Origin of the sequence: Mycolicibacterium wolinskyi str. Jessa 2025 (genome assembly GCF_049241375.1) — a bacterium.
In the GTDB taxonomy this organism is placed as follows: domain Bacteria; phylum Actinomycetota; class Actinomycetes; order Mycobacteriales; family Mycobacteriaceae; genus Mycobacterium; species Mycobacterium wolinskyi.
The window spans coordinates 6,318,250-6,331,416 of sequence record NZ_CP185960.1 but is presented as its reverse complement, the minus strand read 5'-3'; the positions used below and the strand labels follow the sequence as shown (position 1 = coordinate 6,331,416).

The following is a 13,167-nucleotide window of genomic DNA, read 5'->3' as shown; positions in this document are numbered from 1 at the left end:
GCTGCACAACTTCCGTTCATATGTTCAGATAGACAGATGTTGCTGCGGTGTGGCGCTCCCCGGCTGTTCCGGTTGACGACGACGGCCTGCGCCGCGGCTGTGTTGGTGCTCGCCGGTTGTGCGACGTCTTCCGGACCGGGCGAACCCGACCAGATCGTCTTGGCCGACGGGCAGGAACTCGGGAATTACAACCCGGTCTCCGGATACGGTGAGCTCGGTGTATCACCCCTCTACGAGGGGCTGTACCGCCCGCGCAGCACAACCGACGCGGCGGTACCCGACCTGGTGCCCGCCTTGGCGATCGCGCGTCCGGAACCGGTGGGGCCGCGGCGATGGAGAGTAGCGCTGCGCGACGGTGTCAGGTTCTCCGACGGCAGCGCCTTCGATTCCGCCGACGTCGTCGCGACCTACGCCGCGGTCAAGGACCCCGACGTGGCTTCGGAAATCTCGACGCATGTCGAACCCATCGTCAACCTCACGGCCGACGGTCCGAACGCCGTCGTCGTGGAGACGACGACTGCGGCCGACGTGACGCCCTTTCTCCTGCTGGGAATCCTGCCTTCCGAAAAGATCGAGTCGAAGCCCGCTGCCGAGTGGAGCGTGAACGCCCAGCCAGTCGGTACCGGCCCCTACCGGCTGGACAGCCTGCGCCCCGACCAGGCGGTCATGGTGGCCCGCGACGATTACTGGGGCACCCGGCCCAGGTCCGGCGCATCGTCTACACCTACACCCCCGACGACAACGTGCGCGCACAACGCATCGTGGCCGGCGAAGTCGACGGTGTGAACCTGCCGCCCAAGCTGATCGACTCGATCGACAGTGACACCGTGCGCACGGTGGCCGCCCAGTCGGCCGACTGGCGTGGCGTCGCCCTGCCGGCCGGAAATCCGTTCACCGCCGACCCGCGAGCACGTTTGGCGATGAACTTCGGTGTGGACCGCGACGCGGCGGTTCGCGACGTGCTGGCGGGGCATGGCCGTCCCGCGAGCACTCCGATCGCCGCCGTATACGGGTCCGCATTCAATCCCGATGCGCAGTTCGGCTTCGACCTGACGAAGGCGGGTACGATCCTCGATCAGGCCGGCTGGCGCCCGGGTCCCCAGGGTGTGCGCGAAAAGGACGGTGCGAAAGCATCTTTCGAGCTTCTCTACAACGCGCAGGACAGCTTGCGGCGCGACCTCTCGGTCGCATTCGCCGCGGCGATGAAACCGCTCGGGGTTGAAGTGCGCCCACGCGGCACGAGCTGGGACGAGATCGACACCCGCTTCGGTGACTGCGCGGTTCTCCTGGGCGGCGGATCGACTCCCTACAGCATCGATTCGCAGGTGTACGACACCCTGCACACCCGCGTCCCCGATTCGTCCCCGTACTCCAATCCCGGTGACTTCACGGCACGCAACCTCGACGGGCTCCTTGAGCGAGCACGCGATTCCGCGCCGGGAGCAGAGAAAGACAGGCTGTACCGCGATATTCAAGCGGCATACATCGCTGAGCCGTCGTATGTCTTCCTGGCTTTCCTACACCACACATACGGATACCGTGACCTCGGCTGGAAACAGGCCCAGCCCATTCTCGAACCGCATTCCCACGGAGTCTCTTGGGGCCCGTGGTGGGACGTCGCCGCATGGACACGCTGACGTTCCCACGGCCGGACGTCGACCGTCGAGTCCGGGCCGCGGTGCGACTGTTGGGTGTGCGGGCCGCGATCGCCGTGCCTGTGACCGTTGCGGTTTCGGCCGCGATGTTCGCGGTGGCGTCGTTGTCTCCGTTCGATCCACTGGTCGCCCACCTCGGTGCCAACTACCAGACGGCCACCCAGTCGCAGCGCGACGCGGTCCGCGCCGCCTACGACACCGAACAACCGTGGTGGCAGGCGTGGATCGACTGGATGTCGGGCGTGCTCCGCGGTGATCTGGGTTGGTCATCGACTCAGTCGCAGGCGGTCACCACGGTACTGACGGAGCGTATGCCGTTCACGCTGGCGCTGTCCGGCCTGGCGCTGATGACAGCGGCGATCTCGGCAATTCTCTTGGGCTGCATAGCCGGTATGCGACGCGGCGGGGTACTCGACCGGCTCTGCACGGGCCTTGCCGTCATCTGCGCCGCGGTACCGCCCTTCGTCATATCGCTGGCTTTGGTCGCGGTGGTCGCGGTCGGGCTCAGATGGCTGCCTGCCTCGGGAGCCAGCGATCCCGGGGACGACTACACAGTCGGCGGTGTGCTCACACACGGTGTGCTGCCGTTGATTGCGCTTACCGTGTCACAGATTCCCTGGCTGCTGCTGACCATGCGGACAGCGGTGGTGCAGGCTTGTGGTTCCGACGCGGTGCGTGCCGCCCGAGCGCGCGGTATCCACGGCTGGGCACTGTTGCGTGGTCACATCGCACCGGTTTCGGTGTTGCCGACATTGGCGTTGCTCGGCACCCGGCTTCCTGAGCTGATCGCCGGGGCCGCCATCGTGGAAACCGTGTTCGGCTGGCCGGGTATGGCCGCGGTACTCGTGGAATCGGCTGCGGCGCTGGACTTCCGGTTGCTGGCGGCGTTGACGGTGGGTTCGGCGCTGGCAGTCTTGACCGGGTCGGCGCTCTCGGACGCGGCAGCCGTCGCGCTCGACCCTCGGATCGGGCTGACGGCATGACCGTGCTGCAGGATGCGCGAGACCGGGTGGGCCGGCCCTGGCTTGTGATCGGGGCGATCGTCGCCGCCGCCGTGATCATTCCGGTGTTCGCCGGGGAGCAGGTCGCCGATTTCGGTGCGGCGCTTCGTCCGCCGGGCGCGGACCATTTGGCGGGGACCGACCACTCGGGGTATGACCTGCTGGTGCGATCGGCCGAGGGGTTGCGGATCTCCTTGGTGATCGCCGCGGTGTGCGCGCTGGCTGCGACGGTGCTCGGTCTGGTGATCGGCGTGGGTTCGGCCCTGGCCGGTGGGTGGATCGACGCGACCGTGATGCGCGTGGTCGACGGCTTCAATGCGCTGCCGCATCTGGTCGTGGGCATCGTCATCGCCGCGATGTGGCGCGGCGCTCCGTTGGCGATCATCGCGTCGATCGCGCTGACGCATTGGCCCGCGGTCGCGCGCGTCGTTCGCGCCGAGCTGCTGTCGCTGGCCGACGCCGGCTGGGTGCAGTCGGCACGGCTGGCCGGCGCGTCGCACGGGTTCATCGCGCGCCACCACCTGGTTCCGGCCGTCACCGGGCAGGCACTCGTCGCGATGGTCATGCTGCTGCCGCATGCCGTGTGGCACGAATCGACGCTGTCTTTTCTCGGGGTGGGGCTGTCACCGGACCGGGCCAGCCTCGGCACCATGCTGGGTCAGGCCCGCGGCGACGTGCTGACCGGAGCATGGTGGACGCTCGCGGTGCCGGCTTTCGCGCTGATGGTCACGGCGTTGGCATTCGCCTCGGCGGGCGCGGCGGTGCGCCGACGAAACGCCCCGCCGGGCGGGCAGGTGTGGTGATGGCACCTCACGCCGCACAGTTGCGCGAACTGACCGTCGACATCGCCACCCGCCGGGGTCGCGATGCGCGCGCGGTACGCGTGCTCGACGAAGTCGACCTGGTGGTCGAGCAGGGCCGGGTGACCGCGCTGATCGGCGAGTCCGGGTGCGGAAAGTCGCTGGTGGCCGGTGCGCTGTGTGGGCTGCTGCCGCCGGCGGCGCGGGTTTCCGGCCGCATCCTGGTCAGCGGCCAGGACATGACCCTCGCCGGAGAGTCCGGCTGGCGTCCGCTCAGGGGCCGCCACGTCGGGTTCGTGCCGCAGTCGGCGGCCACATCGTTCACACCGGTGCGCACGATCGGATCGCAGCTCGCCGAGGTGTGCGAACTCCTCGATTCCGAACGCACACCCGGGCAACTGATCAACGCGGTGGGGCTGGCCGCCGACGTCGCTGATCGCTATCCGCACGAACTGTCCGGCGGCATGGCGCAGCGGATGGCCATCGCCGCCGCGCTGTCGGGACGACCACGGCTGCTCATCGCCGACGAGCCGACATCGGCACTCGATCCCGACAACGCGGCCATGGTGTGGCGGCTGCTGGCAGACGCGGCGGCCGACGGCGCGGGCGTGCTCGTCGTCACCCACGATCTGCCGTCGCTGCTACGTGCGGCAGCCTGCGACGACATCGCGTTGATGCGAGCCGGAACCGTCCTGCGGCAGGCGGCAGCCGCCGAGTTGCTCGATGACGCGGACGACTATGTGCGGCGGTTCTTCGCGGCGGTCGCGCTGTGAGCGCTCGCTTGGAGGCGCGCGGCGTCACCGTCTCGTTCGGTGGGCGGAGAGTTCTCGACGCTGTCGGACTCGCCGTCGGTGGCGGCGAGATCGTCGGTGTCACCGGACCGTCCGGGTGCGGCAAGACCACACTGCTGCGAGTCCTCGCCGGATTGCGGCGACCGGACGAAGGTGAGGTGCGCTACCACGGGAGCCTCGCCCCGCCCCGGCAGGCAGCGGTCGCGTTGGTGGCCCAGCATCCCCGGCTGGTGTGCAATCCACGCTGGACACTCGGCCGCATCATCGCCGAACCGGCGACCATCCGGCGGGAGACCGTGACCGTCGCCGCCGTCGCGCGTCGGGTCGGGCTCGACGAATCGTTGCTGGAACGCTATCCCGGGCAGGTGAGTGACGGTCAGTTGCAGCGGGCCTGCCTGGGCAGGGTTGTCGTGCAGCGGCCCGAGTTCTTGCTGTGCGACGAGCCGACGGCGATGCTCGATCCGATCGCGACCGACGACGTTGCCAAGCTGTTGCACGACATCGCCAGGGAAGGCGCCAGCCTGGTGTTGGTCAGTCATGACGCGGAACTGGTCAGTGCGTTGAGCACCCGCACACAGGTGTTGCCTGCCGCATGAGCGGCCCAGTTCGCACCGGACCGTGTGGGCGGACAACTCCGCCCACTAGGGTGGGAGCGTGACCCACTTTGACGTCGTCGTTCTCGGAGCCGGTCCCGGTGGATACGTCGCGGCCATTCGTGCCGCCCAGCTGGGGCTGAATACCGCCATTGTCGAACCCAAGTACTGGGGCGGCGTGTGCCTCAATGTCGGGTGTATCCCGTCGAAGGCACTGCTGCGCAACGCGGAGATCGCCCACATCTTCAACAAGGAAGCCAAGACCTTCGGCATCAGTGGTGAAGCCACGTTCGACTACGGCGCGGCATTCGACCGCAGCCGCAAGGTCGCCGACGGCCGCGTCGCCGGTGTGCACTTCCTGATGAAGAAGAACAAGATCACCGAGATCCACGGGTACGGGAAGTTCACCGGGCCCAACAGCCTTGAGGTCGATCTGAACGACGGCGGGACCGAGAAGGTCGAGTTCGACAACGCGATCATCGCGACCGGATCGTCGACTCGGCTCGTACCGGGCACGTCGCTCAGCGACAACGTGGTCACCTACGAGACCCAGATCCTGTCGCGCGAGCTGCCCGGCTCGATCATCATCGCCGGGGCCGGCGCGATCGGCATGGAGTTCGCCTACGTCCTGAAGAACTACGGCGTCGACGTCACGATCGTCGAGTTCCTGCCGCGCGCACTGCCCAACGAGGACGCCGAGGTCTCCAAGGAGATCGAGAAGCAGTACAAGAAGCTCGGCGTGAAGATCCTCACCGGTACCAAGGTCGAGGCCATCGACGATCAGGGCTCGAGCGTCAAGGTCACCGTCAGCAAGGACGGCAAGTCCGAAGAGCTCAAGGCTGACAAGGTGCTGCAGGCCATCGGCTTCGCGCCCAACGTCGAGGGCTTCGGCCTGGACAAGGCGGGCGTCGCGCTCACCGATCGCAAGGCCATCGGGATCGACGACTACATGCGCACCAACGTGCCGCACATCTACGCGATCGGCGATGTCACCGGCAAGCTCCAGCTCGCCCACGTGGCCGAGGCGCAGGGTGTCGTCGCAGCCGAAACCATCGGCGGCGCAGAGACTTTGCCGCTCGGCGACTACCGGATGATGCCGCGCGCCACGTTCTGCCAGCCGCAGGTGGCCAGCTTCGGCCTCACCGAAGAACAGGCCAGGGAAGAGGGCTACGACGTCAAAGTCGCCAAGTTCCCGTTCACCGCGAACGGCAAGGCGCACGGTCTGGCCGACCCGACCGGCTTCGTCAAGCTGATCGCCGACAGCAAGTACGGTGAGCTGCTCGGCGGCCACCTCATCGGGCCGGACGTCTCCGAGCTGCTGCCCGAGCTGACGCTGGCCCAGAAATGGGACCTGACGGTCAACGAGCTGACCCGCAACGTGCACACCCACCCGACACTGTCGGAGGCGTTGCAGGAGTGCTTCCACGGCCTGGCCGGCCACATGATCAACTTTTGAGAAACGAAATCGTCGCCGGCATAGCCGGATTGGTGGTCGGCCACATCCTGTGGCTGGCCGCCATCACGTTGGCGACCGACAGCTCGAGAGTCACCCGGTGGGTGTTGGTGGTCGCCGGGCTGTCGTTCGCCGGTGCGCTGGCAGCCGCGTGGTTCGGCTGGCGCAAATATCAGAACAAGTCACTTGTGTGGGCGGCGTTCCTGTGGTGCCTGCCCGTCTCACCCGTGCTGTTCTCACTCGCCGTGCTCGGGGTGACCTACCTCTAGTCCGGCGACTTGTGCACCTACCGTAACGCCCACCGTTACGGTAGGTGCACAAATCACTCGTCAGTCCGGGAAGTCCAGCGGCATTCGCAGCGTGGCCATCGTGGCGGCCAGGCCGTCGTATTGCGCTGCCAGCATGCAGAATTCGATGAGCTGCTGCTTGTTGAGGTGCTTGGTCAGCGTGGCCCAGGTTTCCGACGACATGGAGCGCGTCACGACGAATTCGTCTGTCGCGGTGATGAGTACGCGCTGACGGTCGGTCAGACCCGCGGCGTCGGGCCCCTCGAAGATCTTGGCCTGGGTTTCGGCGTCCACGCCGCGGCTACGGGCGAGCCTGCGGTGCTGCTGGAGTTCGTACTCACAATCCCGCAGATGCCCGACCCGCAGGATGATCAATTCGGCATCCTTGCGGGGCAGCTTGCCGAGCTTGCCGAGCAGCACGCCCGAATACGGCAGCCAGGCCAGGAACAGCAGCTTGTGCTGTCCGAGCACATTGAACAGCGTGAACCTCGGGGCCCGGATGGCCCGCGCGCCAAGCTTGGCGATGGCCCAGTTGATCGGTCCCAGCTCCCGGAATCCGCCCGGTGCGATACGGGCGGGCTCTAATGCGCTCACTCAACCGAGTCTGGCACAGCGAGGCCGTCAGGACTGCTTCACCAGATACGGCGACACGGTCGATCGGTGCTCGTCGAGATCGAGGGCCCGGCCGAGGGCGGGGAACGCGCGTTGCGGGCAGTTGTCGCGTTCGCAGACCCGGCAGCCCGACCCGATGGGGGTCGCGACCTCACCGGACAGGTCGAGGCCTTCCGAGTAGACGAGTCGGTGGGCGTGGCGCAGTTCGCAGCCCAGCCCGATCGCGAAGGTCTTGCCCGGCTGCCCGTATCGCGACGCGCGACGCTCCACGGTGCGCGCGACCCACATGTAATTGCGGCCGTCGGGCATCTGGGCGATCTGCACGCCGATCTTGCCCGGGTTGCTGAACGTCTCGTAGACATTCCACAGCGGGCACGTACCGCCCGATGATGAGAAGTGAAAACCGGTGGCGGACTGCCGCTTTGACATGTTGCCCGCGCGGTCGACGCGCACGAACGAGAAGGGCACGCCCCGCATCGACGGGCGTTGCAGCGTGGAGAGCCGGTGCGCGATGGTCTCGTAGCTCACCGAGTAGAACGCCGAGAGCCGCTCGACGTCGTAGCGGAAGTTCTCGGCCACGTCGTGGAACTGGCGGTACGGCAGCACCGTTGCCGCGGCGAAGTAGTTGGCCAGCCCGAGCCGTGCCAGCGTGCGTGACTCGTCGCTGGTGAACATGCCTTCGTCGACCAGCTTGTCGATGAGGTCGCCGAACTCCAGGTACGCCAGCTCGGCGGCCATCTTGAACACCTGCTGACCGCGGGAGAGGTGATTGCCCATCTCCAGCGTCTTGGTGGCCGGGTCATAGCGGTGCAGGACGGTGTCGCCCAGATCGATGCGCCGCACGATGCGAACGTTGTGCACGGTGGTCAGCCGATTCGACAGCTCGCCGGCCAGATCGCCGCGGTGCATCCGGATACGGGCAGTCAGGTCCTCGGCCGCGGTGTCGAGCTCGTGCAGATAGTTCTGCCGTTGGTAGAAGTAGTCGCGCACCTCTTCGTGCGGCATGGTGATCGATCCGCTGCCACTGCCGTCGGAGTACCGGTCCTCGGTGGCCGCCGCGAGTTGGGTCGTGGTCAGGCGGTAGCGCCGGTGCAGGTTGACCATCGCGCGGGCGAGGTTCGGATGCGCGGAAACCATGTCGGCGATCTCGCTCAGCTCGACGTCCACGCCGAAGTCGCGGTCCATCGTCACCTCGCGCAGTTCGGCGACCAGCCTGGTGTCGTCCTGCGATGCGAAAAAGGTCGCGTCCACACCGAACACCTCGGTGATGCGCAGCAGCACCGCGACCGTCAGCGGCCGGACGTCGTGTTCGATTTGGTTGAGGTAGCTGGGGGAGATCTCGAGCATCTGCGCCAGCGCCGCCTGGCTGAACCCACGCTCGCTTCGCAGCTGCCGCACTCGTGAGCCGACGAAGGTTTTTGCCACGTCAAACAGGCTAACAACGTTGCAAAGAGTTGACTTCGCATTCTTGGCAGATTGGTGCTTAGGGCTGCGTAGAGACGCCTGGCATGATCGCCCTAGGCCACCGATTGGGGGAGATTTAGATGACGGGCACCGCAGGCAAACCGACGACCGGGCTGGGCAAGACGATGATGCCGGTGCCCGATCCCCATCCCGACGTCTTCGACCGGCAGTGGCCACTGCGGGTGGGCGATATCAACCGGGTCGGCCGGCTGCGATTCGACGCCGCGTGCCGTCACATCCAGGACATCGGCTCCGACCAGTTGCGGGAGATGGGGTTCGAGGAGACCCACCCGTTGTGGATCGTCCGGCGGACGATGATCGACCTGATCCGGCCCATCGAGTTTCAGGACATGCTGCGGATGCGCCGGTGGTGTTCGGGTACGTCGAACCGGTGGTGTGAGATGCGTGTGCGCATCGACGGCCGCAAGGGCGGGCTCATGGAGTCCGAGGCGTTCTGGATCAACATCAACCGCGAGACGCAGGGGCCCGCCCGCATCTCCGACGACTTCCTCGAGGGCCTGCGACGGACGACCGACGAGGCCCGGCTGAGATGGAAGGCCTACCTGAAGGCCGGCAGTCGTGACGACGCCGACGAGATCCGCGAATACCCGGTCCGGGTGTCCGACATCGACCTGTTCGACCACATGAACAACTCCGTCTACTGGACGGTGATCGAGGACTACCTGCACACCCATCCCGAGCTCCTTGAGGAGCCCTTGCGGGTGACGATCGAACACGACGCTCCGGTCGCGCTTGGCGACAAACTCGAGATCATCTCGCACACGCACCCGCCCGGTTCGACCGACAAGTTCGGCCCGGAGCTCACGGATCGGACTGTTACAACGCTCACATATGCGGTCGGCGAGGAGACGAAAGCCGTCGCAGCTCTCTTCTCGATCTGAATCCATCAGGTTTAACAGTACGAGCGTACTGACCAGCGAAAACTGGTTACTCGGCGGTAGCTTCTGAACCGGTACAGCCATCATATTTCTTCGCAAACTTTGCAAGTTAACGCGGCGGTTTGGCGAAAGTTGGCAACTGAAACGGGTGGACCTGCGGATATGTGCTGTGCCATGGTCGGATTAGCACAACAGTGAAGCTGCTGCGGCGTTAACAACCAACGACGCGTACGGCGCCGCAGCGTCTTAACAACCGAAGGAGAAGTCCTATGTCGACCGTGGGCACCCCGAAATCACCGGAACAGATCCAGCACGACTGGGATCACAACCCCCGCTGGAAGGGCATCACCCGCACCTACACCCCGGCCGACGTCGTCGCATTGCAGGGTTCCGTCGTCGAGGAGGCCACGCTGGCCCGCCGCGGCGCCGAGGTGCTCTGGGAGCAGCTCCACGACATGGACTTCGTCAATGCGCTCGGCGCGCTGACCGGCAACATGGCCGTCCAGCAGGTCCGCGCCGGCCTGAAGGCCATCTACCTGTCGGGTTGGCAGGTCGCCGGTGACGCCAACCTGTCCGGCCACACCTACCCCGACCAGAGCCTGTACCCGGCCAACTCGGTGCCGCAGGTGGTCCGCCGCATCAACAACGCGCTGCTGCGCGCCGACGAGATCGCCAAGGTCGAGGGCGACACGTCGGTGGAGAACTGGCTCGCCCCGATCGTCGCCGACGGTGAGGCCGGCTTCGGTGGCGCGCTGAACGTCTACGAGCTGCAGAAGGCGATGATCGCCGCCGGTGTCGCCGGTTCGCACTGGGAGGACCAGCTCGCCTCGGAGAAGAAGTGCGGCCACCTCGGTGGCAAGGTGCTGATCCCGACCCAGCAGCACATCCGCACCCTGACCTCGGCCCGTCTCGCGGCCGACGTCGCCGACGTGCCGACCGTCGTCATCGCCCGCACCGACGCCGAGGCCGCCACGCTCATCACCTCCGATGTCGACGAGCGCGATCAGCCGTTCATCACCGGTGAGCGCACCGCCGAGGGCTTCTACCGGGTCAAGAACGGCCTGGAGCCCTGCATCGCCCGCGCCAAGGCCTACGCGCCGTACTCCGACCTGATCTGGATGGAGACCGGCACCCCGGACCTGGAGCTGGCCAAGAAGTTCGCCGAGGGCGTCAAGAGCGAGTTCCCGGACCAGATGCTGGCCTACAACTGCTCGCCGTCGTTCAACTGGAAGAAGCACCTCGACGACGCGACCATCGCGAAGTTCCAGAAGGAGCTGGGCGCGATGGGCTTCAAGTTCCAGTTCATCACGCTGGCCGGCTTCCACGCGCTCAACTACTCGATGTTCGATCTGGCTTACGGCTACGCCCGCAACCAGATGAGCGCCTACGTCGAGCTGCAGGAGCGCGAGTTCGCCGCCGAGGAGCGTGGCTACACCGCGACGAAGCACCAGCGCGAGGTCGGCGCCGGCTACTTCGACCGCATCGCCACCACGGTCGACCCGACCAGCTCGACCACCGCGCTGGCCGGTTCGACCGAAGAGGGCCAGTTCCACTAGGCCGGAGCCACTAGGCCGCATCCGCCGAGCGTGGGTCCTGTGTACGGATATCGCCGATAGTCCGCGCGCAGCCCCCACGGTCGCGGTTGTCAGGAGTTGACAGCGCAGGCCCCGCTCAGAATTCTTGGGCGGGGCCTGTCGCCGTGTTGAAGGGGAGTACGGAGCAAGTGAGCAATCCAATTGAACGAGTAGGCGTTATCGGCGCCGGGCAGATGGGTGCGGGTATCGCCGAGGTGTCCGCCCGTGCCGGCGTCGACGTCCTCGTCTTCGAGACCACTGACGCGCTCGTGACGGCCGGGCGCAACCGCATTACCAAGTCGCTCGAGCGCGGTGTCAGCGCGGGCAAGGTCACCGAGCGCGAGAAGGACGCCGCACTGGCCAAGCTGACGTTCACCACCAAGGTCGCCGACCTGGCCGACCGTCAGCTCGTGATCGAGGCGGTCATCGAGGACGAGGCCGTCAAGAGCAAGATCTTCGCCCAGCTCGACGAGGTCATCGCCGATCCCGAGGCCGTGCTGGCGTCGAACACGTCGAGCATCCCCATCATGAAGCTGGCCGCGGCCACGAAGAACCCGAGCAGGGTGCTCGGCCTGCACTTCTTCAACCCGGTCCCGGTGCTGCCGCTGGTCGAGCTGGTCACCACGCTCGTCACCACCGATTCCGCCGCGGCCCGCGTCGAAGAGTTCGCCAGCACGGTCCTCGGAAAGCAGGTCGTCCGTTGTGCCGACCGGTCCGGCTTCGTGGTCAACGCGTTGCTGGTTCCGTACCTGCTCGCAGCGATCCGGATGGTCGAAGGCGGCTTCGCCACGATCGAAGATGTGGACAAGGCCGTTGTGGCGGGGCTCTCCCATCCGATGGGCCCGCTGCGGCTGTCGGACCTCGTCGGACTCGACACGCTAAAGCTCATCGCGGACAAGATGTTTGAGGAGTTCAAGGAGCCGCTGTATGCCGCGCCGCCGCTGCTGCTGCGCATGGTCGAGGCGGGGCAGCTCGGTAAGAAGTCGGGTCAGGGCTTCTACAAGTACTGAACCCACCCGAGCTGGCACTTGACGCTTGTCTTAGCTAGTCTACCCACCGAAGGGCCTGCTGGCTGGGTCGTTGAGTCTGCGCGGATACGCGTCGGCCCAACCGTTGGGCGTCAGCAGAAGAGAAACGCAAAGGGTTACTAGTCGCATGTCACAAGTCGAGTCCGAACTCGCGCCGTATTACGAAGAGTCGCAGTCGATCTACGACATCTCAAACGATTTCTTCGCGCTGTTCCTCGGACCCACCATGGGTTACACCTGCGGCTACTACGAGCGCGATGACATGACGCTCGACGAGTCGCAGAACGCGAAATTCGACCTCGCGTTGGGCAAGCTCGACCTCAAGCCGGGTATGACGCTGCTCGACATCGGTTGTGGTTGGGGCGGTGCGCTGGAGCGCGCACTCATCAATTACGACGTGAACGTGATCGGAATCACGTTGAGCAAGGCGCAGTCTGATTACGCGCGCGAGCGGCTGGCCAAGATCGACACCCAGCGCCATGTCGAGGTGCGGCTGCAGGGCTGGGAAGAGTTCAACGAGCCCGTCGACCGCATCGTGTCGATCGGCGCGTTCGAGGCCTTCAAGGCCGAGCGTTACCCGGTGTTCTTCGAGCGGGCCTACAGCATCCTGCCGGAGAACGGCGGGCGGATGCTGCTGCACACCATCCTGGCTCACACCCAGAAGTTCTTCCGGGAAAACGGGATCAAGCTGACCATCAGCGACCTGAAGTTCATGAAGTTCATCGGCGAGGAGATCTTCCCCGGCGGGCAGCTGCCCGCGGTCGAGGACATCGAGAAGCTCGCCGACGACTCGGGCTTCAAGCTGGAGCGCATTCACCTGCTGCAGCCGCACTACGCGCGCACGCTGGACATGTGGGCGGCCAACCTCGAGGCCAAGAAGGCCGAGGCCATCGCGATGCAGGGTGAAGAGGTCTACGAGCGGTACATGAAGTACCTCACCGGTTGCGCGGACTTCTTCCGTCGCGGCATCACCAACATCGGCCAGTTCACGCTGGTCAAGTAGGTCTGAC

12 protein-coding genes and 1 pseudogene are annotated in these 13,167 nt (G+C 66.0%); 11 read left to right on the top strand and 2 right to left on the bottom strand.

Annotated features, from left to right (window positions below; genetic code table 11):
* Nucleotides 1–36: 36 nt before the first annotated feature.
* The 7 genes and pseudogenes from ACOI2T_RS31435 to ACOI2T_RS31405 all read left to right on the top strand — a co-directional run bounded on the left by ACOI2T_RS31435 (nucleotide 37) and on the right by ACOI2T_RS31405 (nucleotide 6,562).
* Nucleotides 37–1,637, top strand: a pseudogene (locus ACOI2T_RS31435) (ABC transporter substrate-binding protein).
* Nucleotides 1,625–2,638: an ABC transporter permease gene (locus tag ACOI2T_RS31430; protein WP_409504441.1), complete on the top strand. Its 1,014-nt coding sequence runs from the start codon at nucleotides 1,625–1,627 to the stop codon at nucleotides 2,636–2,638. The pseudogene ACOI2T_RS31435 and the gene ACOI2T_RS31430 overlap by 13 nt, the downstream one beginning before the upstream one ends.
* Entirely contained in the window at nucleotides 2,635–3,459 is an 825-nt protein-coding gene (locus ACOI2T_RS31425) for an ABC transporter permease (protein ID WP_409504442.1), read from the top strand. Before ACOI2T_RS31430 ends, ACOI2T_RS31425 begins: the two co-directional genes overlap by 4 nt.
* A complete protein-coding gene (locus tag ACOI2T_RS31420; protein ID WP_409504443.1) occupies nucleotides 3,459–4,229 on the top strand; it encodes an ATP-binding cassette domain-containing protein in 771 nt (256 codons plus the stop codon). The genes ACOI2T_RS31425 and ACOI2T_RS31420 overlap by 1 nt, the downstream gene beginning before the upstream one ends.
* Complete coding sequence (locus tag ACOI2T_RS31415) at nucleotides 4,226–4,843, top strand: ABC transporter ATP-binding protein (RefSeq protein WP_409504444.1); 618 nt, start codon at nucleotides 4,226–4,228, stop codon at nucleotides 4,841–4,843. Before ACOI2T_RS31420 ends, ACOI2T_RS31415 begins: the two co-directional genes overlap by 4 nt.
* A gap of 58 nt (nucleotides 4,844–4,901) precedes the next feature.
* Nucleotides 4,902–6,296, top strand: a complete 1,395-nt coding sequence (gene lpdA / locus ACOI2T_RS31410; RefSeq protein ID WP_067849271.1) for a dihydrolipoyl dehydrogenase — start codon at nucleotides 4,902–4,904, stop codon at nucleotides 6,294–6,296.
* Nucleotides 6,293–6,562: a hypothetical protein gene (locus ACOI2T_RS31405; RefSeq protein ID WP_085147643.1), complete on the top strand. Its 270-nt coding sequence runs from the start codon at nucleotides 6,293–6,295 to the stop codon at nucleotides 6,560–6,562. The genes lpdA and ACOI2T_RS31405 overlap by 4 nt, the downstream gene beginning before the upstream one ends.
* 60 nt (nucleotides 6,563–6,622) lie before the next feature.
* Here ACOI2T_RS31405 and ACOI2T_RS31400 read toward each other — a convergent pair whose 3' ends face one another.
* Both ACOI2T_RS31400 and ramB read right to left on the bottom strand, forming a co-directional pair.
* On the bottom strand, nucleotides 6,623–7,174 hold the full coding sequence (locus ACOI2T_RS31400) for a carboxymuconolactone decarboxylase family protein (RefSeq protein ID WP_409504445.1): 552 nt from the start codon (nucleotides 7,172–7,174) through the stop codon (nucleotides 6,623–6,625).
* Nucleotides 7,175–7,201: 27 nt separating this feature from the next.
* Nucleotides 7,202–8,617 carry an acetate metabolism transcriptional regulator RamB gene (gene ramB, locus ACOI2T_RS31395; protein WP_067849262.1) on the bottom strand — a complete coding sequence of 472 codons (1,416 nt, stop codon included), beginning with the start codon at nucleotides 8,615–8,617 and terminating at the stop codon, nucleotides 7,202–7,204.
* A gap of 119 nt (nucleotides 8,618–8,736) precedes the next feature.
* Between ramB and ACOI2T_RS31390 the strand changes: the two genes are divergently transcribed.
* From ACOI2T_RS31390 to ACOI2T_RS31375, 4 genes are all read left to right on the top strand, one after another.
* Nucleotides 8,737–9,558 (top strand): acyl-ACP thioesterase domain-containing protein, encoded by an 822-nt coding sequence (locus tag ACOI2T_RS31390; protein ID WP_409504446.1) that lies wholly within the window; start codon nucleotides 8,737–8,739, stop codon nucleotides 9,556–9,558.
* A gap of 266 nt (nucleotides 9,559–9,824) precedes the next feature.
* Nucleotides 9,825–11,111 carry an isocitrate lyase gene (gene aceA, locus ACOI2T_RS31385; protein ID WP_067849255.1) on the top strand — a complete coding sequence of 429 codons (1,287 nt, stop codon included), beginning with the start codon at nucleotides 9,825–9,827 and terminating at the stop codon, nucleotides 11,109–11,111.
* A gap of 212 nt (nucleotides 11,112–11,323) precedes the next feature.
* On the top strand, nucleotides 11,324–12,139 hold the full coding sequence (locus ACOI2T_RS31380; RefSeq protein WP_421877450.1) for a 3-hydroxybutyryl-CoA dehydrogenase: 816 nt from the start codon (nucleotides 11,324–11,326) through the stop codon (nucleotides 12,137–12,139).
* A 145-nt stretch (nucleotides 12,140–12,284) separates the two neighbouring features.
* Nucleotides 12,285–13,160: a cyclopropane mycolic acid synthase family methyltransferase gene (locus tag ACOI2T_RS31375; protein WP_067849249.1), complete on the top strand. Its 876-nt coding sequence runs from the start codon at nucleotides 12,285–12,287 to the stop codon at nucleotides 13,158–13,160.
* Nucleotides 13,161–13,167 lie beyond the last annotated feature (7 nt).

Coding starts and splice junctions, on each gene's coding strand:
- ACOI2T_RS31430 (WP_409504441.1), top strand. CDS start 1,625: ATGGACACGCTGACGTTCCCACGGCCGGACGTCGACCGTCGAGTCCGG.
- ACOI2T_RS31425 (WP_409504442.1), top strand. CDS start 2,635: ATGACCGTGCTGCAGGATGCGCGAGACCGGGTGGGCCGGCCCTGGCTT.
- ACOI2T_RS31420 (WP_409504443.1), top strand. CDS start 3,459: ATGGCACCTCACGCCGCACAGTTGCGCGAACTGACCGTCGACATCGCC.
- ACOI2T_RS31390 (WP_409504446.1), top strand. CDS start 8,737: ATGACGGGCACCGCAGGCAAACCGACGACCGGGCTGGGCAAGACGATG.
- aceA (WP_067849255.1), top strand. CDS start 9,825: ATGTCGACCGTGGGCACCCCGAAATCACCGGAACAGATCCAGCACGAC.
- ACOI2T_RS31380 (WP_421877450.1), top strand. CDS start 11,324: ATGGGTGCGGGTATCGCCGAGGTGTCCGCCCGTGCCGGCGTCGACGTC.
- ACOI2T_RS31375 (WP_067849249.1), top strand. CDS start 12,285: ATGTCACAAGTCGAGTCCGAACTCGCGCCGTATTACGAAGAGTCGCAG.